General features: G+C 41.3%; 12 protein-coding genes, 3 rRNA genes and 1 riboswitch. Of the genes, 10 read left to right on the forward strand and 5 right to left on the reverse strand.

The window, feature by feature from the left end:
* Positions 1 to 121: 121 nt before the first annotated feature.
* Positions 122 to 916: a YqhG family protein gene (locus tag NST91_RS09260; protein WP_121447172.1), complete on the reverse strand. Its 795-nt coding sequence runs from the start codon at positions 914 to 916 to the stop codon at positions 122 to 124.
* On the reverse strand, positions 894 to 2,585 hold the full coding sequence (locus NST91_RS09265; protein WP_341330899.1) for a DEAD/DEAH box helicase: 1,692 nt from the start codon (positions 2,583 to 2,585) through the stop codon (positions 894 to 896). The genes NST91_RS09260 and NST91_RS09265 overlap by 23 nt, the downstream gene beginning before the upstream one ends.
* A 294-nt stretch (positions 2,586 to 2,879) precedes the next feature.
* Positions 2,880 to 2,972: riboswitch (glycine riboswitch) on the forward strand.
* 326 nt (positions 2,973 to 3,298) lie between these two features.
* Between NST91_RS09265 and gcvT the strand changes: the two genes are divergently transcribed.
* From gcvT to rrf, 6 genes are all read left to right on the forward strand, one after another.
* Complete coding sequence (gene gcvT, locus NST91_RS09270; RefSeq protein WP_341330900.1) at positions 3,299 to 4,402, forward strand: glycine cleavage system aminomethyltransferase GcvT; 1,104 nt, start codon at positions 3,299 to 3,301, stop codon at positions 4,400 to 4,402.
* A gap of 27 nt (positions 4,403 to 4,429) precedes the next feature.
* The gene (gene gcvPA, locus NST91_RS09275) at positions 4,430 to 5,776 is read left to right on the forward strand and encodes an aminomethyl-transferring glycine dehydrogenase subunit GcvPA (RefSeq protein ID WP_341330901.1); all 1,347 of its coding nucleotides are present in this window, start codon (positions 4,430 to 4,432) and stop codon (positions 5,774 to 5,776) included.
* A complete protein-coding gene (gene gcvPB, locus NST91_RS09280) occupies positions 5,769 to 7,229 on the forward strand; it encodes an aminomethyl-transferring glycine dehydrogenase subunit GcvPB (RefSeq protein WP_341330902.1) in 1,461 nt (486 codons plus the stop codon). The genes gcvPA and gcvPB overlap by 8 nt, the downstream gene beginning before the upstream one ends.
* Positions 7,230 to 7,542: 313 nt before the next feature.
* Positions 7,543 to 9,094, forward strand: a 16S ribosomal RNA gene (locus tag NST91_RS09285).
* 386 nt (positions 9,095 to 9,480) lie between these two features.
* Positions 9,481 to 12,412, forward strand: a 23S ribosomal RNA gene (locus NST91_RS09290).
* 63 nt (positions 12,413 to 12,475) lie between these two features.
* Positions 12,476 to 12,591 (forward strand): 5S ribosomal RNA (rrf, locus tag NST91_RS09295).
* The 16S, 23S and 5S rRNA genes sit together here, the layout of an rRNA operon.
* Positions 12,592 to 13,979: 1,388 nt before the next feature.
* On the opposite strand, the gene NST91_RS09300 is transcribed toward rrf, so the two are convergent.
* Together NST91_RS09300 and NST91_RS09305 are read right to left on the reverse strand one after the other, a co-directional pair.
* On the reverse strand, positions 13,980 to 14,852 hold the full coding sequence (locus NST91_RS09300) for a hypothetical protein (RefSeq protein ID WP_341330903.1): 873 nt from the start codon (positions 14,850 to 14,852) through the stop codon (positions 13,980 to 13,982).
* Positions 14,853 to 14,881: 29 nt separating this feature from the next.
* Positions 14,882 to 15,283, reverse strand: coding sequence for a rhodanese-like domain-containing protein (locus tag NST91_RS09305; protein WP_121449708.1), 402 nt, complete (start codon positions 15,281 to 15,283; stop codon positions 14,882 to 14,884).
* Positions 15,284 to 15,407: 124 nt separating this feature from the next.
* Here NST91_RS09305 and lipM point away from each other — a divergent pair, with 124 nt between their 5' ends.
* The 3 genes from lipM (at position 15,408) to NST91_RS09320 (ending at position 20,279) form a co-directional block, all read left to right on the forward strand.
* The gene (lipM, locus tag NST91_RS09310) at positions 15,408 to 16,244 is read left to right on the forward strand and encodes an octanoyltransferase LipM (protein ID WP_341330904.1); all 837 of its coding nucleotides are present in this window, start codon (positions 15,408 to 15,410) and stop codon (positions 16,242 to 16,244) included.
* Between the two features lie 341 nt (positions 16,245 to 16,585).
* On the forward strand, positions 16,586 to 19,147 hold the full coding sequence (locus NST91_RS09315) for a vitamin B12-dependent ribonucleotide reductase (RefSeq protein ID WP_341330905.1): 2,562 nt from the start codon (positions 16,586 to 16,588) through the stop codon (positions 19,145 to 19,147).
* A 247-nt stretch (positions 19,148 to 19,394) separates the two neighbouring features.
* Positions 19,395 to 20,279: a patatin-like phospholipase family protein gene (locus tag NST91_RS09320; RefSeq protein ID WP_341330906.1), complete on the forward strand. Its 885-nt coding sequence runs from the start codon at positions 19,395 to 19,397 to the stop codon at positions 20,277 to 20,279.
* Positions 20,280 to 20,342: 63 nt separating this feature from the next.
* Here NST91_RS09320 and NST91_RS09325 read toward each other — a convergent pair whose 3' ends face one another.
* On the reverse strand, positions 20,343 to 20,750 hold the full coding sequence (locus NST91_RS09325; RefSeq protein ID WP_341330907.1) for an SA1362 family protein: 408 nt from the start codon (positions 20,748 to 20,750) through the stop codon (positions 20,343 to 20,345).
* A gap of 302 nt (positions 20,751 to 21,052) precedes the next feature.
* Between NST91_RS09325 and NST91_RS09330 the strand changes: the two genes are divergently transcribed.
* Positions 21,053 to 21,574, forward strand: a complete 522-nt coding sequence (locus tag NST91_RS09330) for a YqhR family membrane protein (RefSeq protein WP_341330908.1) — start codon at positions 21,053 to 21,055, stop codon at positions 21,572 to 21,574.
* Positions 21,575 to 21,583 lie beyond the last annotated feature (9 nt).

The following is a 21,583-nucleotide window of genomic DNA, read 5'->3' on the forward strand; positions in this document are numbered from 1 at the left end:
ATATTCTAACCAGGTTTTTTGTAAAATTACCAAAAAATTGTAAGGAATTTGTCGAACGATTTCTTTTAAAATACCCTCAAAAAAATAGTACCTACCCTCGGAAGGTGAGGATAGGTCAATTTTACATCGTGTTTTGACAAAGATAAAACAACCCGCCATTGATAATTTCGACAAGAACTTTCGGTTCGTATTGCTCTTTGAGTGCTTCTTTTTCAATTTCATAGCTTTCAGGTTTTTCTTCGATGCCCTCATAAAAGGAATTTAGCAAGGCTAAATCTTCGTCCCAGCGCTGCCTTGCTTCATCTGCCCAAGAGTGGTCCTGAGTTTCAACATACCCTCGCACATATTGCTGGAGACGGTTAATTCCACTTTGTGGCTTAACAAGCGGTGACATTGTATACGTATGATCAGGTATCTTAGGAGTAAGCGGCAACTTTTCAACTTTTTCTTGGAAATCTTCAACAATGATTCCATTAATAAGCTGTAACCCGAGTGACATCAGCACATCACGCTTGCGGTCACTCTTGTATGAAATTTTTACATTCAACCCAAGCCACGGGAAAAGAGGGGTATTCCCTTGTGCACCGGGCGGTGATTGCTGATACAAGCGTATATAACTTGCGAGCTTTTTCGTCGATTCAAAAATCTGATGTAAACGGGGGGCACCAAAATGAATAAAGTCGCCCTTCACATTGTCAGGCGTTTGATCCCGATCTGTAATTAATGTAAGCTTCATCGGATTTGGAGTTCCGCCTGTTTTTTCAACATATGTCCAATAAAAAGGTCGATTCATTAATTGCTTATCTAAATCAACGGTTAATTGTACGGTCATATATCCGGGATGACGTTCAAGAATTTCACAATGGTTTGAAACAAAATAATTCTCAAGAAAGTTAACTATTTCCTGTTGCTGCATGCTGCTCACCACCATTTTGTTCTTCAAAGCTTATGATAGAAGTTAAATTTTCCATCTTAATTTTCATTTCACCCTCACTCCGCGAACGAAGCATGATATCCTGAATATGGTCTTCGATGTTACCGAGATCCAATCTTGTTAGGATATCATCCAATTGTCCAATCACACGCTCAAACAGATTAATTTTTTCATATAATAGCTTTAAAATATGCTCTTCAACCGTGTTCTTTGTTGCGAAATTATAAATATGAACATCTTTTTCCTGGCCAAGGCGGTGAATACGCCCAATCCGTTGCTCAAGCCTCATTGGATTCCAAGGGAGGTCATAATTAATAATGTGGTTACAGAATTGTAGGTTAATTCCTTCACCACCAGCTTCTGTTGCAATCAAGACCTGGAACTTACCTTTAAACAATTCTCTCATCCAATCTTTTTTCCCGCGTTTAAATCCACCTCTAAATGGAACAGATGAAATTCCATTCTGTTGCAGAAACCATTGTAAATACATTTGGGTTGCACGGTATTCGGTGAAAATGATGACTTTATCATCGATTTGTTTGATTAATTCAACCGCTTTTTCAGCCTTAGAATTTTGTGTAACCTGTTCGACCTTTTTCATGAGGCCCATCACCATATCCTCAGGGACCGCGCTACTTCCGTCTTCATTCTTTTTCTCAAGCATTTTCTTCAACGTAAAATATACAGCCTCTCGACTACTACAAGCCTCTCTTTGTAAGGTTAAGATTGAGAACATACTGGATGCAAAGCCTGAAAAGCTAGACCGATAGGCAGAAATGGCATCATATAGTTCCTGTTCAGTCTCAGAAAATTCAATTGGCACTGTTTCCACCTTGCGTTTTGTCCACTCAATTCCTGTATCGTCACGGCGATTGCGGATCATCACCTTATTCACTAATTCTTTCAAATGCTCATGGTCATCGATTGAACGACTCTTCTTTCCGAAAGATTCCTCAAAATTCTCCTGATTCCCTAAATGCCCAGGCTTCAGCAATGAAACAAGATTAAAAATTTCATCGATCCGGTTTTGAATCGGAGTAGCGGTTAATAGTAAACAAAACTTCTTTTTCAGGTTTTGAACAAATTCATAGTTTTTTGTTTTGTTGTTTTTAAGCTTGTGAGCTTCATCGATAATGATCAAATCATAATCCTGTTCATACACAATTTCACGATGTGGGCTTCTTTTTGCCGTATCGATAGACGAAACAATTACATCATATTGCTCCCACATATAGCTCTTTTTTTGCTGGACCGCTGGAATGTAAAACTTCTGATTTAATTCTGATGCCCATTGTGACACAAGGGATGCTGGAACAAGGATTAATACCTTCTTTACCAGTCCACGAATCATATATTCTTTCAAAATAAGGCCGGCTTCTATTGTTTTTCCAAGTCCAACTTCATCTGCTAAAATGGCTTTTCCGTTCATTTTTTCTACCACTTGCTTTGCAACTTCAAGCTGATGTGGTAGTGGTGTTAGCTGTGGTAAATGCTTAGGTGCCTGAAGTCCTTCGAATTCAGGAATCGACTGGTGTTTTTCTACTTCGTATGCAAGTTTATATAACTCCCAGTTCGCCCAAGGACCGTCATCGTCAATTCGTTGCAGAAAGTCACCTTGCCACGACTGATCAAATTCAAAATCGACATTCATAAAATTACAGTCCTTTCTCAGTTGAGATATATAATATAGAAGAAAGTAAGGTTTTTCTTAAAATCCGAACGTTTTTCCAATAAAATAAATTAATGTTAAGAAAATAAGTTATTGCTCAAATCTCAAGATGATGGTAGGATGAAGGTAGTTCGAAAACGCTTCTCTACGCTATTCAGTAGGGATTAGCAAATTAGATTAAATGATAAAATAAGAGCTTTTGGGCTTGGACATGATAAATTTTCCATAGTCATTTCGTTAGTATTACCAAAAAAATGAAAAATATGAAGACCGCGAATGAGAACAAGGGGAGAGACTACATCTATGTAGCGCCGAAGGAGCAAGCAAGCCGATTGTGAATCTCTCAGGCAAAAAGACTCTTGTTTGACGCAACTCTGGAGAGAGCCGATAAATTTCAGGGCATTAGAAGCAAGAAGATCGAGGAAGTGAAGTTTTGAGGACCGGAGCGTATTAAATAATACGTGAGGACCGGAAAAACGAACTGACGAAGAGATTCGCCGCTTATAATGATCTGAATGGCCACCAAAGGGGCAAACCTAATTGAACCTCAATTAGGTAAACTTTCAGGTGCAAGGACAGAGACTTCACAATGCTGTGGAGTTTATCTGTCCTTTTTTGCATTTTCAGAATCTTTCGCTTATGGCGCAAAAAACCAAATAGCTTTTTAAAACGATGAATGTTAAGGAGGAATTCGGTTGTCTGAATTAAAACGAACACCATTATTTGATGAATATCAAAAGCATGGCGCCAAAACAATTGATTTTGGCGGATGGGATCTTCCAGTCCAATTTTCAAGTATTAAAGAGGAACATGAAGCGGTTCGTACAAAAGCAGGTCTTTTTGATGTTTCACACATGGGTGAAATTGATGTGAAAGGAAAGGACAGCTTAGCTTTTCTCCAAAAAATGATGACAAATGATGTTTCACTTTTAAAAGATGGCGCAACACAATATACAGCAATGTGCTATGAAAATGGTGGAACGGTTGATGACCTATTAATCTATAAAAAATCTGATGACCACTACCTACTCGTTGTAAATGCTTCAAATACAGACAAAGATTTTGACTGGCTTAAACAGCATGTCTTTGGTGATGTGGATGTCGTTAACATCTCGAATGAGATAGGCCAAATAGCAATTCAAGGGCCACTAGCTGAAGCAGTATTACAAAAGATTTCGAACACTGACTTAAGTGAAATCAAGTTTTTTAAATTCCAAGATGATGTTGAAATCGCTGGAAAGAAAACACTTGTATCAAGAACAGGATACACAGGCGAAGATGGTTTTGAAGTCTATTGCCACGCTGAAGACACAGCTGCGTTATGGAATGCTATTTTAGAAGCTGGAGAACCAGAAGGTGTTTTACCATGCGGACTAGGTGCACGTGATACATTGCGATTTGAAGCAAATCTTGCGCTTTATGGACAAGAACTTTCAAAGGATATCACGCCAATCGAAGCAGGAATCGGTTTTGCGGTTAAGCCGAATAAAGAGGCCGACTTTATTGGTAAAGAAGTATTAAAACAGCAAAAGGCTGAAGGTGCTCCTCGTAAAATCGTAGGAATTGAAATGATCGACAAAGGAATTCCTCGACATGGCTATGAAGTTTATATTGAAGACGAGCAAGTGGGTGAGGTTACAACCGGAACTCAATCGCCAACGCTTCAAAAAAATATCGGTTTAGTTCTTATTAAATCAGAGCATGCCGAATTAGGAAAAGAAGTTGAAGTTCAAGTTCGTAAAAAACGCCTTAAAGCGGTAATAGTAGCAACGCCATTTTATAAGCGACCTAAAAAATAAACGGATAATTGGGAAAGGGGTACATCAATGAAACATCGTTATTTACCAATGACGGAACAAGATAAAAACGAAATGCTTCAGTCAATCGGCGTATCTACAGTCGATGAGCTTTTTAATGATATTCCAGAAAGTGTTCGATTTAAAGGCGAATACAACATCAAGAAGGCAAAATCAGAATCAGCTTTAATGAAGGAACTTTCTGTACTTGCAGCAAAAAATGCTGATTTACGCCACAATGCGTCTTTTTTAGGAGCAGGTGTGTATGATCACTACATGCCAGTAATCGTAGATCATGTTCTTTCACGTTCAGAATTTTATACAGCATATACACCATACCAACCAGAAATTTCTCAAGGTGAGTTACAAGCCATTTTTGAATTCCAAACAATGATCTGTGAGCTTACTGGAATGGATGTAGCAAACTCTTCTATGTATGACGGTGGAACTTCACTTGCAGAAGCAGCGATGTTAGCTTCAGGACATACAAAAAATAAAAAAGTCCTAGTTTCACAGGGAGTACACCCAGAATCAAGATTAGTACTTGAAACATATGCAAAGGGTCAATACATTGAGGTTGTTGAAGTTCCAACAAAGAACGGTGTTACTGACGTAGAAGCATTAAACTCTCTAATGGATAAAGATGTAGCTTGTGTTATTCTTCAATATCCAAATTTCTTTGGTCAAATTGAACCATTAAAAGAAATTGAAGCAGTTGCTCATACAGGTAAAAGCATGTTCGTTGTATCAAGCAACCCGTTAGCACTTGGAGCATTAACACCTCCTGGCAAGCTTGGTGCTGATATCGTGGTTGGGGATGCACAGCCGTTTGGTATCCCAGCTGCATTTGGTGGACCACACTGTGGATATTTTGCAGTAACATCAAAACTTATGCGTAAAGTACCTGGCCGTTTAGTAGGTCAGACAGTAGACGAACAAGGAAAACGTGGCTTTGTATTAACACTTCAAGCACGTGAACAACATATTCGACGTGACAAAGCTACTTCAAATATTTGTTCGAACCAAGCGCTTAACGCATTAGCAGCATCGGTTGCTATGACAGCATTAGGTAAAAAAGGTGTAAAAGAGATTTCAACTCAAAACATTCAAAAAGCCTATTATGCTAAACAACAATTTGCAGCAAATGGTTTTGAAATTGCATTTGAAGGGCCATTCTTCAATGAATTTGTTGTAAAAGTAGGTAAATCAGTTAAAGAAGCGAACGCTCGTTTATTAGAAAATGGAATTATCGGTGGATATGATTTAGGTCGTGACTACCCAGAATTAGAGGGTCATATGTTAGTAGCAGTTACTGAGCTTCGTACAAAAGAAGAGATTGATACTCTTGTAAAAGAATTGGGGGATAGCCATGAATAAGCAAGATCAACCATTAATTTTTGAACTATCTAAACCAGGCCGAATTGGTTATAGTTTGCCAGATTTAGACGTACCTGAAATCAACTTTGCTGAAGTTATCCCTAGTGACTATCTTCGAGTAGAGGAGCCAGAACTACCGGAAGTATCAGAATTAGATATCATGCGTCACTATACTGCATTGTCCAAGCGTAACCACGGGGTGGACTCAGGATTCTATCCATTAGGTTCATGTACAATGAAATACAATCCGAAAATAAATGAAAATGTTGCACGATTCAATGGATTTGCCCACATCCATCCATTACAAGATGAAAGTACTGTCCAAGGTGCAATGGAATTAATGTATGATCTTCAAGAACACCTAAAAGAAATCACTGGTATGGATGAAGTTACCCTTCAACCAGCGGCTGGTGCCCATGGTGAGTGGACTGGATTAATGATGATTCGTGCGTACCACGAAGCAAACAATGACTCAGCTCGTACGAAAGTAATCGTTCCAGACTCTGCACATGGTACAAACCCGGCATCTGCGACAGTTGCAGGCTTTGAAACCATTACAGTAAAATCCAATGAAGACGGACTAGTTGATTTAGAGGATTTACGTCGCGTAGTAGGACCAGACACTGCGGCATTAATGTTAACAAACCCTAATACATTAGGTCTGTTTGAAGAAAATATTCTAGAAATGACAGAAATTATTCACTCTGCCGGTGGTAAAGTGTATTATGACGGTGCAAACCTAAATGCGGTTTTAAGTAAGGCGCGCCCTGGCGACATGGGATTTGACGTTGTTCACTTAAACCTACACAAAACCTTTACTGGTCCACATGGCGGTGGTGGCCCAGGTTCTGGCCCAGTTGGTGTGAAAGAAGATCTCATTCCATACCTTCCTAAACCAGTACTAGTTAAAACAGAAGAAGGTTATCAGTTTGATAATAACCGTCCACATTCTATCGGACGCGTAAAACCATACTATGGAAACTTTGGAATCAATGTTCGTGCATATACGTACATTCGTTCAATGGGGCCAGATGGACTTAAAGCTGTAACTGAAAATGCGGTTATCAATGCAAACTACATGATGCGTCGCCTAGAACCATATTTTGACCTACCATATGATAGACATTGTAAACACGAATTTGTCATTTCAGGTAGACGTCAAAAGAAATTGGGTGTTCGTACATTAGATATCGCAAAACGATTACTCGATTTTGGTTATCACCCACCAACTATCTACTTCCCATTAAATGTTGAGGAATGTATGATGATTGAACCAACTGAAACAGAATCTAAGGAAACACTGGATGACTTCATCGAAGCCATGATCCAAATTGCAAAAGAAGCAGAAGAGAATCCAGAGATCGTTCAAGAAGCTCCACATACAACAGTTGTAAGCCGACTTGATGAAACATTAGCAGCTAGAAAACCTGTTTTACGATATCAAAAACAATAAGTATATATAGAAGAGACTCGTCCTAATTTGGATGAGTCTCTTTTTTACCATTAATTACCGTGATATAAACTGTTGAAAAATATACGTAGGGCTGATAATATAGATTAAGTCATCACGACAACGTGATTGATTGAGTCACAACTTATAAAGAAGAAAAATACTTCTTAAAAAAGTTGTTGACATGAAATGTTGTTTGATGATATATTATTAAAGTCGCTTTTGAGCGGCGCTAAAAAAGTTCTTTGAAAACTGAACACAATACAAGCGTCAACGTTTAATTCTAAAGTAACAAATTATTGAGCAATCAATACTCTTATTGGAGAGTTTGATCCTGGCTCAGGATGAACGCTGGCGGCGTGCCTAATACATGCAAGTCGAGCGAACTTTTGGGAGCTTGCTCCCAAAAGTTAGCGGCGGACGGGTGAGTAACACGTGGGCAACCTGCCTATAAGACTGGGATAACTTCGGGAAACCGGAGCTAATACCGGATAACATATGAGACCACATGGTCTCATATTAAAAGATGGCTTTTAGCTATCACTTATAGATGGGCCCGCGGCGCATTAGCTAGTTGGTGAGGTAATGGCTCACCAAGGCAACGATGCGTAGCCGACCTGAGAGGGTGATCGGCCACACTGGGACTGAGACACGGCCCAGACTCCTACGGGAGGCAGCAGTAGGGAATCTTCCGCAATGGACGAAAGTCTGACGGAGCAACGCCGCGTGAGCGAAGAAGGTCTTCGGATCGTAAAGCTCTGTTGTTAGGGAAGAACAAGTACCGTTCGAATAGGGCGGTACCTTGACGGTACCTAACCAGAAAGCCACGGCTAACTACGTGCCAGCAGCCGCGGTAATACGTAGGTGGCAAGCGTTATCCGGAATTATTGGGCGTAAAGCGCGCGCAGGCGGTCCTTTAAGTCTGATGTGAAAGCCCACGGCTCAACCGTGGAGGGTCATTGGAAACTGGGGGACTTGAGTGCAGAAGAGGAGAGCGGAATTCCACGTGTAGCGGTGAAATGCGTAGAGATGTGGAGGAACACCAGTGGCGAAGGCGGCTCTCTGGTCTGTAACTGACGCTGAGGCGCGAAAGCGTGGGGAGCGAACAGGATTAGATACCCTGGTAGTCCACGCCGTAAACGATGAGTGCTAAGTGTTAGAGGGTTTCCGCCCTTTAGTGCTGCAGCAAACGCATTAAGCACTCCGCCTGGGGAGTACGGTCGCAAGACTGAAACTCAAAGGAATTGACGGGGGCCCGCACAAGCGGTGGAGCATGTGGTTTAATTCGAAGCAACGCGAAGAACCTTACCAGGTCTTGACATCCTTATGCCATCTCTAGAGATAGAGCTTTCCCTTCGGGGACATAAGTGACAGGTGGTGCATGGTTGTCGTCAGCTCGTGTCGTGAGATGTTGGGTTAAGTCCCGCAACGAGCGCAACCCTTGATCTTAGTTGCCAGCATTCAGTTGGGCACTCTAAGGTGACTGCCGGTGACAAACCGGAGGAAGGTGGGGATGACGTCAAATCATCATGCCCCTTATGACCTGGGCTACACACGTGCTACAATGGATGGTACAAAGGGCAGCGAAACCGCGAGGTTAAGCCAATCCCATAAAACCATTCTCAGTTCGGATTGCAGGCTGCAACTCGCCTGCATGAAGCCGGAATCGCTAGTAATCGCGGATCAGCATGCCGCGGTGAATACGTTCCCGGGCCTTGTACACACCGCCCGTCACACCACGAGAGTTTGTAACACCCGAAGTCGGTGGGGTAACCGCAAGGAGCCAGCCGCCTAAGGTGGGACAGATGATTGGGGTGAAGTCGTAACAAGGTAGCCGTATCGGAAGGTGCGGCTGGATCACCTCCTTTCTAAGGAAACTGAAGTTCTACGAACTTCATAAAAAGACGCTTTGTATTGTGATCAGTTTTGAGAGTGCTTTTTTGTGCTTTCAATATTGCACTTGCGTCTGCTAGGTTAATCGAAGATGATTGATTCCTCAGTGCAAAGCTGCATGAAGATTACTCACTGATGTTTGATCACGATGTGATTGAAGTCAGTAGCTTCGTTCCTTGAAAACTAGATAACGTAACAAAACATTCATTGAAGTAGTAAAAGTTCTTTAAAACTTGAAGGCGCACGAGAAGCAAGAAGTTCGAGGCGACGAGTTTTCGAGCAGCGGAGTGCACTTTAGGGTGCATGAGCAGCGGAGAAAGCGAGTCAACGAAGAAATTCGCAGCTTATCGAAGCCGAAATAGGTTAAGTTATGAAGGGCGCACGGTGGATGCCTTGGCACTAGGAGCCGATGAAGGACGGTACTAACACCGATATGCTTCGGGGAGCTGTAAGTAAGCATTGATCCGAAGATTTCCGAATGGGGAAACCCACTGCTCGTAATGGGGCAGTATCCTTACCTGAATACATAGGGTAAGAGAAGGTAGACCCGGGGAACTGAAACATCTTAGTACCCGGAGGAAGAGAAAGCAAACGCGATTTCCTGAGTAGCGGCGAGCGAAACGGAAGATAGCCCAAACCAAGAGGCTTGCCTCTTGGGGTTGTAGGACACTCTATACGGAGTTACAAAAGAGCGAAGTAGACGAAGCGACCTGGAAAGGTCCGTCAGAGAAGGTAACAACCCTGTAGTCGAAACTTCGTTCTCTCTTGAGTGGATCCTGAGTACGGCGGGACACGAGAAATCCCGTCGGAAGCTGGGAGGACCATCTCCCAAGGCTAAATACTCCCTAGTGACCGATAGTGAACCAGTACCGTGAGGGAAAGGTGAAAAGCACCCCGGGAGGGGAGTGAAATAGAACCTGAAACCGTGTGCCTACAAGTAGTCAAAGCACATTTATGTGTGATGGCGTGCCTTTTGTAGAATGAACCGGCGAGTTACGATCCCGTGCAAGGTTAAGTTGAAGAGACGGAGCCGCAGCGAAAGCGAGTCTGAATAGGGCGAAATAGTACGTGGTCGTAGACCCGAAACCAGGTGATCTACCCATGTCCAGGGTGAAGTTCAGGTAACACTGAATGGAGGCCCGAACCCACGCACGTTGAAAAGTGCGGGGATGAGGTGTGGGTAGCGGAGAAATTCCAATCGAACTTGGAGATAGCTGGTTCTCTCCGAAATAGCTTTAGGGCTAGCCTCGAGTATAGAGTCTTGGAGGTAGAGCACTGATTGGACTAGGGGCCCTCATCGGGTTACCGAATTCAGTCAAACTCCGAATGCCAAAGACTTGATTCTCGGGAGTCAGACTGCGAGTGATAAGATCCGTAGTCAAGAGGGAAACAGCCCAGACCACCAGCTAAGGTCCCAAAGTATACGTTAAGTGGAAAAGGATGTGGAGTTGCTTAGACAACCAGGATGTTGGCTTAGAAGCAGCCACCATTTAAAGAGTGCGTAATAGCTCACTGGTCGAGTGACTCTGCGCCGAAAATGTACCGGGGCTAAACGTATCACCGAAGCTGTGGATTGTTCTTACGAACAATGGTAGGAGAGCGTTCTAAGTGCCGTGAAGTCAGACCGTGAGGACTGGTGGAGCGCTTAGAAGTGAGAATGCCGGTATGAGTAGCGAAAGATGGGTGAGAATCCCATCCACCGAATGCCTAAGGTTTCCTGAGGAAGGCTCGTCCGCTCAGGGTTAGTCGGGACCTAAGCCGAGGCTGAAAAGCGTAGGCGATGGACAACAGGTTGATATTCCTGTACCACCTCTTTACCGTTTGAGCGATGGAGGGACGCAGGAGGATAGGGTAAGCGCACTGTTGGATATGTGCGTCCAAGCAGTTAGACTGGTAAGTAGGCAAATCCGCTTACCGTAAGGTTGAGCTGTGATGGCGAGGGAAATATAGTACCGAAGTTCCTGATTCCACACTGCCAAGAAAAGCTTCTAGCGAGGTAAATGGTGCCCGTACCGCAAACCGACACAGGTAGGCGAGGAGAGAATCCTAAGGTGATCGAGAGAACTCTCGTTAAGGAACTCGGCAAAATGACCCCGTAACTTCGGGAGAAGGGGTGCTTTTTAGGGTGCATAGCCCTGAAGAGCCGCAGTGAATAGGCCCAGGCGACTGTTTAGCAAAAACACAGGTCTCTGCGAAGCCGCAAGGCGAAGTATAGGGGCTGACACCTGCCCGGTGCTGGAAGGTTAAGAGGAGGGGTTAGCGCAAGCGAAGCTCTGAATCGAAGCCCCAGTAAACGGCGGCCGTAACTATAACGGTCCTAAGGTAGCGAAATTCCTTGTCAGGTAAGTTCTGACCCGCACGAAAGGTGTAACGATCTGGGCACTGTCTCAACGAGAGACTCGGTGAAATTATAGTACCTGTGAAGATGCAGGTTACCCGCGACAGGACGGAAAGACCCCGTGGAGCTTTACTGCAGCCTGATATTGAATTTTGGTACAGCTTGTACAGGATAGGTAGGAGCCTTGGAAGCCGGAGCGCCAGCTTCGGTGGAGGCATCGGTGGGATACTACCCTGGCTGTATTGAAATTCTAACCCGAAGGCCTTATCGGCCTTGGAGACAGTGTCAGGTGGGCAGTTTGACTGGGGCGGTCGCCTCCTAAAAAGTAACGGAGGCGCCCAAAGGTTCCCTCAGAATGGTTGGAAATCATTCGTAGAGTGTAAAGGCACAAGGGAGCTTGACTGCGAGACCTACAAGTCGAGCAGGGACGAAAGTCGGGCTTAGTGATCCGGTGGTTCCGCATGGAAGGGCCATCGCTCAACGGATAAAAGCTACCCCGGGGATAACAGGCTTATCTCCCCCAAGAGTCCACATCGACGGGGAGGTTTGGCACCTCGATGTCGGCTCATCGCATCCTGGGGCTGTAGTCGGTCCCAAGGGTTGGGCTGTTCGCCCATTAAAGCGGTACGCGAGCTGGGTTCAGAACGTCGTGAGACAGTTCGGTCCCTATCCGTCGTGGGCGTAGGAAATTTGAGAGGAGCTGTCCTTAGTACGAGAGGACCGGGATGGACACACCGCTGGTGTACCAGTTGTTCTGCCAAGGGCATAGCTGGGTAGCTATGTGTGGAAGGGATAAGTGCTGAAAGCATCTAAGCATGAAGCCCCCCTCAAGATGAGATTTCCCATAGTGTTAAACTAGTAAGATCCCTCGAAGATGACGAGGTTGATAGGTCAGAGGTGGAAGCATGGTGACATGTGCAGCTGACTGATACTAATCGATCGAGGACTTAACCAAAATACTTCGAAGATGAATGTAAATACGTTATCTAGTTTTGAAAGAATGAATCTTTCAACATAGTCTAGTGGCGATAGCGAAGAGGTCACACCCGTTCCCATACCGAACACGGAAGTTAAGCTCTTCAGCGCCGATGGTAGTTGGGACTTTGTCCCTGTGAGAGTAGGACGTCGCTAGGCAATTAAGAGATCAACCGTTATGGTTGGTCTTTTTTGTTTTCAAAAACCGAAAGGTTTTATGGTGTTAAAGGCGATTTTGATGGAAATAAGAATAAAAAACAGAATAGGTCGGGTTTCGAGGAGCAAAGAGTTCAAGGAAGCAAGGGAGCGACAACCGGAATGTACTATGTACATGAGGATTGGAGTGAGCGCAGCTGACGCAGAAATCTGCCGCTCATCGGAAGCCGACCACCGAACACGGAAGTTAAGCTCTTGCGCCAATGGTAGTTGGGACTTTGTCCCTGTGAGAGTAGGACGTCGCTAGGCAATTAAGAGATCAACCGTTATGGTTGGTCTTTTTTTGTTTTTTCAAAGCCGAAAGGTTTTGTGGTGTAAAAGAAGGTTTTTTACGGGAATAAGACAATAAAATAGAATAGGTCGGGTTTCGAGGAGCAAAGAGTTCAAGGAAGCAAGGGAGCGACAACCGGAATGTACTATGTACATGAGGATTGGAGTCGAGTGCAGCTGACGCAGAAATCTGCCGCTCATCGGAAGCCGACCACCGAACACGGAAGGTAAGCTCTTGCGCCGATGGTAGTTGGGACTTTGTCTCTGTGAGAGTAGGACGTCGCTAGGCAAATGAAAGATCAACCATTGTGGTTGGTCTTTTTTTGTTTGTGTTGGTGCGTGACAGTTTTTTAAACAGTAATATAAAGAAAGAGGTACACAACTGGATAAAATTAGGGAAAGCCAAACTAGTAAACACCAGAAAGAGGTACACAACTGGATAAAATTAGGGAAAGCTAAACTAGAAAACACCAGAAAGAGGTACGCAACTGGATAAAATTAGGGAAATCTAAACTAGAAAACACCAGAAAGAGGTACGCAACTGGATAAAATTAGGGAAAGCCAAACTAGAAAACACCAGAAAGAGGTACGCAACTGGATAAAATTAGGGAAAGTCAAACTAGAAAACACCAGAAAGAGGTACGCAACTGGATAAAATTAGGGAAAGCCAAACTAGTAAACACCAGAAAGAGGTATGCAATTGGATAAAATTAGGTAACCCCAAACCAGCAAACATTAGAAAGAAGTTCGTTCCTGGTAAAAAATGTTAAATACGAACTCAGTATGCATCAAAATGAAGGCAACAACTGGATAAAATTAGGGGAAATCATATCTGTAAAGGGCTATTCGTTCCGTTTCTGTAATTGAGAAGGACAAAAGGCGTGCAAAGTAATCAGCTATAACTTTTTTCAAAGTTTAATAAAAGAGTAACTCAAAGTGCTTAAATCATGCCGTTTGACGATAGGGTTACAACAGATGGGAGGGCAATGTTACCATTGATACTAACACAGAGGGGCGGGCTAATAACAAAACTACTGAACTGTTCTCACCCTACCCTCCCCTTATCCGTTAACCAACAAAGCCCCTAATAATGGTAAAAGTAGTGCTGCAATCCAGAGTGGCGGAAAATACTTTCTCGATTTTTTAACTTTCTTAAAAGGCAGACTGAATGTGTAAATGCTTTTATATAAACAATTCATGACAGCAAAGATCATAGTGGTGCCAATAAAACTATATAGAAGTGAAACAATGTAATATTCGACTTTCATATTTGCAAAAGGAAGTCTTGTTAGTAAAATTGTCAAGATTAGTGACACTAGTGCTATCCATAATAAGGCACCAAGGTTTGTTAGCAATAGCTTGGGTGATTTTACAATCGCATCCCTAACCGTTGTATCTTCTAATACAACTATGTATGGAGTTAATGAGAATATAAGTACAACGAAAATAACTATGATTGCTAATGGCCAAAAAGTATGAGTTAGTTGAAAGATTATGCTACATAATAGGAGTTCGAGTATTGAAAATTGTATCATTCTTTTAAAATAATAGGGTGCAATTTTTAATATTGAATATGTATTATCAGGTCCTTCTAAAAAGCATTTCATGGCTCCAAGATACATGCTGAGCGCGTAGCTTTTTATTAGTAGCATTATTATGGTAGCAATACTAGTTAGTAGCCAGTTGTTAGTATAGGGTCCATATATAGAAAGAATCTCATTATTTAATACCGGAATTGCATAGGGAAATTGGGTATCAATAGAAAATAGGGTAAAACCAAAGTAGATACCTAAGACTCCTATGAAAGTTTGAATCACATGAACGATGAGTGGGATGATCACCAATCTTGGGTGGTAGATGGTGTGGTAAAGTCCTTTCGAAATGTTCAATGTATCACCTCGAGTTATTTCTTTCCATAGTTTATTATATAACATGAAAAAACCTACTCCAAAAATGGAATAGGTTATTTTTTCTTTATTTTACCTGACCACTTTTTAAAGCCGCCTTGAAGTTGGTAAAGGTCTTTGTACCCTTTTCTACGAAGTAATTGGGCTGCACGACCACTACGAACCGTGTTTTGGCAGTACAAGTAGACTGGTTTATCAGGTCTGATTTCTGTTAAACGTTGTTTCATTTGGGATAATGGTATATTACGTGCGCCTAGAATATGACCCCCGTCAAATTCGTTTGGTTCACGTACATCAATTAGTTGTGCTTTACGATATCCTTCGCGGAACTGTTCCTCAGTTAAAACAGTTACGATTTTACGCTGGTAGAAGAATGTAAATATAGCGTATGCGATGATTGCACCCAAAACAATTAAAAGTATTTCCAAAATCAATCTACTCCTTTTTCTATCTCTCATTTTCTATTATATTCGTGTGACTTAAAAGAATCAAAGGAATTCTCTGGAGTATTTGATTTTGAATTTCAATTTTGTTCTGATAGACTAAGGGAGGTTGATAATTTTTGATTAAAGAGGGTTTAGTATGGGAAAAGAGGTATGGAGATTTATTGATTCAGGCGATTGTTCCCCTGAGTTTAATATGGCTTTAGATGAAGCATTGCTTGATTGGAACAGTGAGGGTAAAATTCCTCCAACCATTCGTTTTTATGGCTGGAATCCACCGACTCTTTCAATAGGTTATTTTCAAAAGGTAGAAAGAGAAATCGATTTAGAAGCTGTCAAAAAATATGGTCTTGGTTTTGTTCGTCGACCAACGGGTGGTAGAGGGGTTCTACATGATAAAGAGTTAACTTATAGTGTGATTGTATCGGAAGAGCATCCTGAGATGCCACACACGGTAACTGAAGCATATCGTGTTATCTCAGAAGGAATCTTACAGGGCTTTCGAAAGTTGGGTCTCGATGCTTATTTTGCAGTTCCAAAAACGAGCGAAGAACGAGAAGGCTTAAAAAATCCACGTTCTGCAGTTTGTTTCGATGCACCTTCCTGGTACGAACTTGTTGTCGAAGGAAGAAAGGTAGCCGGGAGTGCTCAAACGAGACAGAAGGGTGTCATTCTTCAGCACGGATCAATTCTACTAGATATAGATGAGGATAAATTATTTGACCTATTTAAATATCCGAGTGAGCGTGTAAGGGAAAGAATGCAACGGAATTTTAAAAATAAAGCAGTTGCAATCAATGCATTAAGGGAGAATCCGGTTACGATTGATGAAGCCAAACAGGCTTTTAAAGAAGGTTTTGAGGAAGGACTAAATATAGTACTTGAACCTTATCATTTGACTGATGAGGAATTGGATTATGTTCATGGGATTGCAGAGAAACGCTATAAAACAGATGAATGGAATTTTAAACGATAACGACTTTTTTAGTCGTTTTTTACTTGGCTAAAAGACCTATCCTTGGTATTATTAGGTTTGTTCTTTTAAGGGAAAAATCAACCGACAAAATTCTTCAAAAAAGATGAAATAATTTAGTTTACCTAGATTTTCCTCTGTTTTACTTTATATCTTATACTATTTTCAGTTTGACAAAAAAGATTTTATTTATCTAAAAATCAATATATAGTAGTGTCGAAAATTATTTTAACACTATATATTGATTTTTTTATTGTCTTTCAAATAGATATATGGTACTTTAATTTTATCATATAAAAAATAAACCTTATGTAGATTAATAGATTTTAAAGGGAGATGTGGGAATGACTGTTGTGCTAGAAAAAATGAATATGAATGTTGAAAGGCTGAACCAGGATATACGCCTTTTTCCTCAAGTCCATCCAATTACGGAGGACATGAAGATTACCCACAAGGGCGTATCAAGGCTCGTAATGCTTGATCGGTATACATTTAAGGATACCGAAAAAATTACTCTGGCAGAAGGTGACTTTGTTGTTCTAACAATCAAGGAAGATCCAAAGTTTCCAGCTCGTGGTTTAGGTTTCATCATTGACATTGATTGGGAACAGAAGACAGCACAGGTGCTTGTTGAAGAAGAGTATCGTGGCGTGTTGGACAAGCCAGAAGAAATTGAGACAGGTATTGTTAATCGTTCACTTGATGTTATCGAGAAGCCTCTTGAAATTTTCTATGAGCAAATTGCAAAAAGAAATGCCACTGGTTTAGCTGCAGTAGAGAAAACGGAGGAGAAGCGCAAAGAATGGTTTGAAAAGTTCTATCAAGAGCTTGTAAATCTAAACTTCATTCCAGCTGGACGTGTTCTTTACGGAGCTGGTGCGGATACTGATGTTACGTACTTTAACTGTTACGTAATGCCATATGTACAGGATTCTCGTGAAGGTATCTCTGAGCACCGAAAACAGGTTATGGAAATCATGAGCCGTGGTGGCGGTGTCGGAACAAACGGTTCTACACTACGCCCACGCAACACACTAGCACGCGGTGTAAACGGTAAGTCATCTGGTTCCGTTTCATGGCTTGATGACATTGCGAAACTTACACATCTAGTTGAGCAAGGTGGTTCGCGCAGGGGAGCTCAAATGATCATGCTTCAATCTGATCACCCTGACATTATTGAATTCATCATTTCGAAGATGCAAAATCCAAGAATTCTTCGTTATTTAATGGAAAATACACAAGATGCAACAATTAAAAAATATGCTCAAGAAAAGCTAAAGTTCACTCCATTCACGGAACAGGAAATTCAAATGTATCAAGGAATTGTAAATTACAAGCAAATTCCTGGTTATGGTGGTTTTAGTGAAAAAATCATTAAAGATGCTGAACAAAAAATAGTGACTGGCGGAACTTACAGTGTTCATAATCCAGAGTTCTTAACGGGTGCAAACATTTCCGTTTGTATTACTAAAGACTTCATGCAAGCTGTTGAAGAAGACGGGTTATATGAACTTAAATTCCCGGATGTTGAAAGCTACAATGAAGAAGAAATGAAAATCTACAATGAAGAATGGCACAAGGTTGGGGACGTACGTGAGTGGGAAAAACTTGGCCATAAAGTACGTGTGTACCGTAAAATCAAAGCAAGAGATCTTTGGAACTTAATCAATATCTGCGCAACGTACGCTGCAGAACCAGGAATTTTCTTCATCGATAATGCAAACGACATGACTAATGCACAAAGCTATGGTCAAAAAGTTGTTGCAACAAATCCTTGTGGGGAGCAACCTCTCGCACCTTATTCAGTATGTAACCTTGCAGCGGTTAACTTAGCTGAAATGGTTGATAAAGACACAAAGACTGTTAACTTTGAGAAACTAAAGCAAACTGTTGAAGTTGGAGTAAGAATGCAGGATAACGTAATTGATGCAACTCCATACTTCTTAGAAGCAAATAAAAAGCAAGCATTAGGTGAGCGCCGAGTTGGTCTTGGGGTTATGGGATTACACGACCTACTTATCTATTGCGAAACTGAATATGGTTCTGAAGAAGGAAATAAGTTAGTTGACGAAGTGTTCGAAACAATTGCAACAACTGCTTATCGTGCATCAATTGAACTTGCAAAAGAAAAAGGCAGCTTCCCATTCTTAGAAGGTAATTCACTAGAGGATGGCAATCGTATCAGAGAAGCTTTAATTAATACTGGATACATGCAAAAGATGCCAGAAGATATCAAAGAAGGCATTAAACAACACGGAATTCGTAACTCACACTTATTAACCGTCGCTCCTACAGGCAGTACTGGGACAATGGTTGGCGTTTCAACAGGTTTAGAACCTTACTTCTCATTCTCTTATTTTAGAAGTGGACGTTTAGGTAAGTTTATTGAAGTAAAAGCGGATATCGTTCAAGAATATTTAGATAAACACCCAGAAGCAGATCCTAACAACCTGCCTAGCTGGTTCGTTTCTGCAATGGAACTTTCACCAGAAGCACATGCAGATGTACAATGTGTCATCCAACGTTGGATTGACAGCTCAATCAGTAAAACTGTTAACGCACCAAATGGCTACACTGTTTCTCAAGTAGAAGCTGTATATGAGCGCCTCTACAAAGGTGGAGCAAAAGGTGGTACAGTATACGTAGATGGAAGCCGTGATGCTCAAGTTCTTACGCTTAAGGCGGAAGAAAACACATTTGAAGAAGCTGAAGTTACAACTGAAGAAGAAAAGCCAAAAAATCGTGTAGTCCTAATGGATACTGTCATTGATTTACGTCAAACTGATGTTACAATCGGTTCTGAAGTTGGCGACACTTGTCCAGTTTGCCGTCAAGGTACGGTAGAAGACCTTGGTGGATGTAACACATGTACTAACTGTAATGCACAACTTAAATGTGGATTGTAATCAAATGCTAAAGAGGGAATCCTGTACGGATTCCTTCTTTTTTTATATTCAAAAAATCACACGTACTAAATCCCGAGCTATCCGATTAAAAATGTATAAAGGGATTGATTAACTTTATTCATCCGAAGCTGAATAAAGTTAATCAGCCTCCGGCGGATGCCACAGATTTTCAATGGAAGTTTTTCGAGCAGGCTCGAAAAAATCTGGGCGCAAATACGCCAAGGCGCATTTGATTGGGAGGGGTACGATGTTTATTGATGGTGTTTTTTCAGGTGGGGGTATTAAAGGCTTTGCGCTAATAGGGGCTTATCAAGCTATCGAAGCAAAAGGTTTTAGTTTCAAAAGATTGGCGGGAACCAGTGCAGGGTCCTTGATTGCTTCCTTAATAGCTGCTGGTTACACAAGTGAAGAAATTATCAATCTTATGGAAGAATTAGACCTTAGCGATTTTTTAGATGAACGTAAGACCCCGTTAAACACAGCCTTAACGAAGTGGCTACTCCTCTATTGGCGTCTCGGGTTATACAAAGGGGATATGTTGGAGAAATGGATCTATCAAAAGCTTCGTGCAAAGGGTGTAGTTACGTTTCAGAACCTCCCTCCCGGATCATTAAGAATTATTGCATCGGACTTAACAAATGGAAGAATCATGGTATTACCCGACGATTTAGAACGCTATGGGATTCATCCCCAAACTTTCCCGGTGGCAAAAGCTGTTCGGATGAGTTGTAGCCTTCCATACTTTTTTGAACCAGTCCGATTAAAAGATTATCAAGGAAACACAATCGTCGTCGATGGAGGAGTGCTCTCCAACTTTCCAATATGGCTCTTTGATGAGGAACAAAAGCTAAAAAAACGCCCAGTTATTGGGATTAGGCTAAGTGGGAATAATCAGCAGCAAAAACAAAATAAAATTCACAATGCAATCGAAATGTTTGGAGCTCTCTTTGAAACAATGAAGAATGCGCATGATGCGCGTTATATCTCACGTAGACACGAAAAAAATATTATTTTTATCCCCGTTGAAAGTGGATTGACAACCGAATTTGGAGTAACAGATGAAAAAAAGCAAGAGCTTATTCAACTTGGAAAACAACGTACAGAAGCCTTCTTGCGAACGTGGGGTTTTTAAATCAAACAAGAGAAGAATCCAAAGTATAAAAAAACTTTATCCAGCTTTTGTGCTGAATAAAGTTTAAAATAATGCTCGATTCTTCTTTTTGCCTTTTTTACCTTCAATAACAGTTAGGTGTGTCGTATTCGTTTTTCGCTTTTTATGAATAGACGCTACAGTCGATCGTTTTGCCGCGCTGGTCGTAGGTCTTTTATTCCCTATTCCCATAGTCCGAGTCTTCCTCTGACTTCCTGTTTTAAAACGTTTCCTAGATTGTTTTGCTGCGCGTAAATAAGCGGAATTTTCTTTTCCTCCCATTCGTCGACTAATCACAAATTTATATAGTAGATAGATTATACCTATGAAAAGGAAAATCATGCCTGCTTGCACGAGTAATGAACCTGGACGAGTGAAAAGGGTGTAGACAAATCCAAGTGCTCCTAATCCTAGTAAAATCATGACGACTATATTTGATTTACGACGATTCATGAGATACACCTCCTGAAAGCTATACTTATATTGTATTATGAATCCATGTCATTGTTGCCCGTATATTTCAGTAAATTGATCGATACATGTAAAAATATAAGGAACTCCTACTTATATATATTCTACAAGATAAGCTAATAAACCTCTATGTTAAAAGCATCAATTATTTGAATTTTATTTTTTATTCAAACTAACATTTACTATTCTACCCAGTAATTACCATTGATACACATTTTTCCGAGAATCTTTTCCAAATAGATTAAAAAAGTTCGGGACATACTAGCAAATGGAGGTGTTGACCTATGGTAGATGCTGAAAAAAAGAATCCAGAACTTGAACAGAACAAAAAAGACGGAGATATGTCTTTAATGGCTAAAGTTGTAGTTATTGGTTTGTTTGGGGGGATATTTTGGAGTCTATTGTCGTACTTAACGTATATTTTTAATTTTACAGAACTTAGCCCAAATCTTATCCTCAAACCGTGGATCCTTGGTGATTGGAAAAACCGCGTGTTAGGTCAGTTTATTGGGATTTTAATGATTGGTATTATATCAATCGGTGTAGCACTTTTATATTATGCATTACTAAAAAAGTTTCAGTCCATTTGGGTTGGTGCTGCATTTGGCATTGCCTTATGGCTTATTGTGTTTTACGTGTTTAATCCGATTTTTCCTGATATTAAAACCGTTGGGGAATTAGAACGTAATACAGTTATTACTACAATATGCTTTTATATCTTATATGGTGTCTTTATTGGTTACTCCATATCATTTGAAGAAAATGATATGAGGGCAGAAAGGCGTGTCGTCTCTACAAATGAGTAGGTAAATTAG

This window comes from Ferdinandcohnia sp. FSL W7-1320 (assembly GCF_038050315.1).
Taxonomy (GTDB): Bacteria; Bacillota; Bacilli; order Bacillales; family Bacillaceae_L; genus Ferdinandcohnia; species Ferdinandcohnia aciditolerans.

Bases quoted from the DNA above. Each gene is read 5' to 3' on its own strand.
- NST91_RS09260 (WP_121447172.1), bottom strand. From the start codon at position 916: ATGCAGCAACAGGAAATAGTTAACTTTCTTGAGAATTATTTTGTTTCA.
- NST91_RS09265 (WP_341330899.1), bottom strand. From the start codon at position 2,585: ATGAATGTCGATTTTGAATTTGATCAGTCGTGGCAAGGTGACTTTCTG.
- gcvPA (WP_341330901.1), top strand. From the start codon at position 4,430: ATGAAACATCGTTATTTACCAATGACGGAACAAGATAAAAACGAAATG.
- gcvPB (WP_341330902.1), top strand. From the start codon at position 5,769: ATGAATAAGCAAGATCAACCATTAATTTTTGAACTATCTAAACCAGGC.
- NST91_RS09300 (WP_341330903.1), bottom strand. From the start codon at position 14,852: ATGTTATATAATAAACTATGGAAAGAAATAACTCGAGGTGATACATTG.
- NST91_RS09305 (WP_121449708.1), bottom strand. From the start codon at position 15,283: ATGAGAGATAGAAAAAGGAGTAGATTGATTTTGGAAATACTTTTAATT.
- lipM (WP_341330904.1), top strand. From the start codon at position 15,408: ATGGGAAAAGAGGTATGGAGATTTATTGATTCAGGCGATTGTTCCCCT.
- NST91_RS09315 (WP_341330905.1), top strand. From the start codon at position 16,586: ATGACTGTTGTGCTAGAAAAAATGAATATGAATGTTGAAAGGCTGAAC.
- NST91_RS09320 (WP_341330906.1), top strand. From the start codon at position 19,395: ATGTTTATTGATGGTGTTTTTTCAGGTGGGGGTATTAAAGGCTTTGCG.
- NST91_RS09325 (WP_341330907.1), bottom strand. From the start codon at position 20,750: ATGAATCGTCGTAAATCAAATATAGTCGTCATGATTTTACTAGGATTA.
- NST91_RS09330 (WP_341330908.1), top strand. From the start codon at position 21,053: ATGGTAGATGCTGAAAAAAAGAATCCAGAACTTGAACAGAACAAAAAA.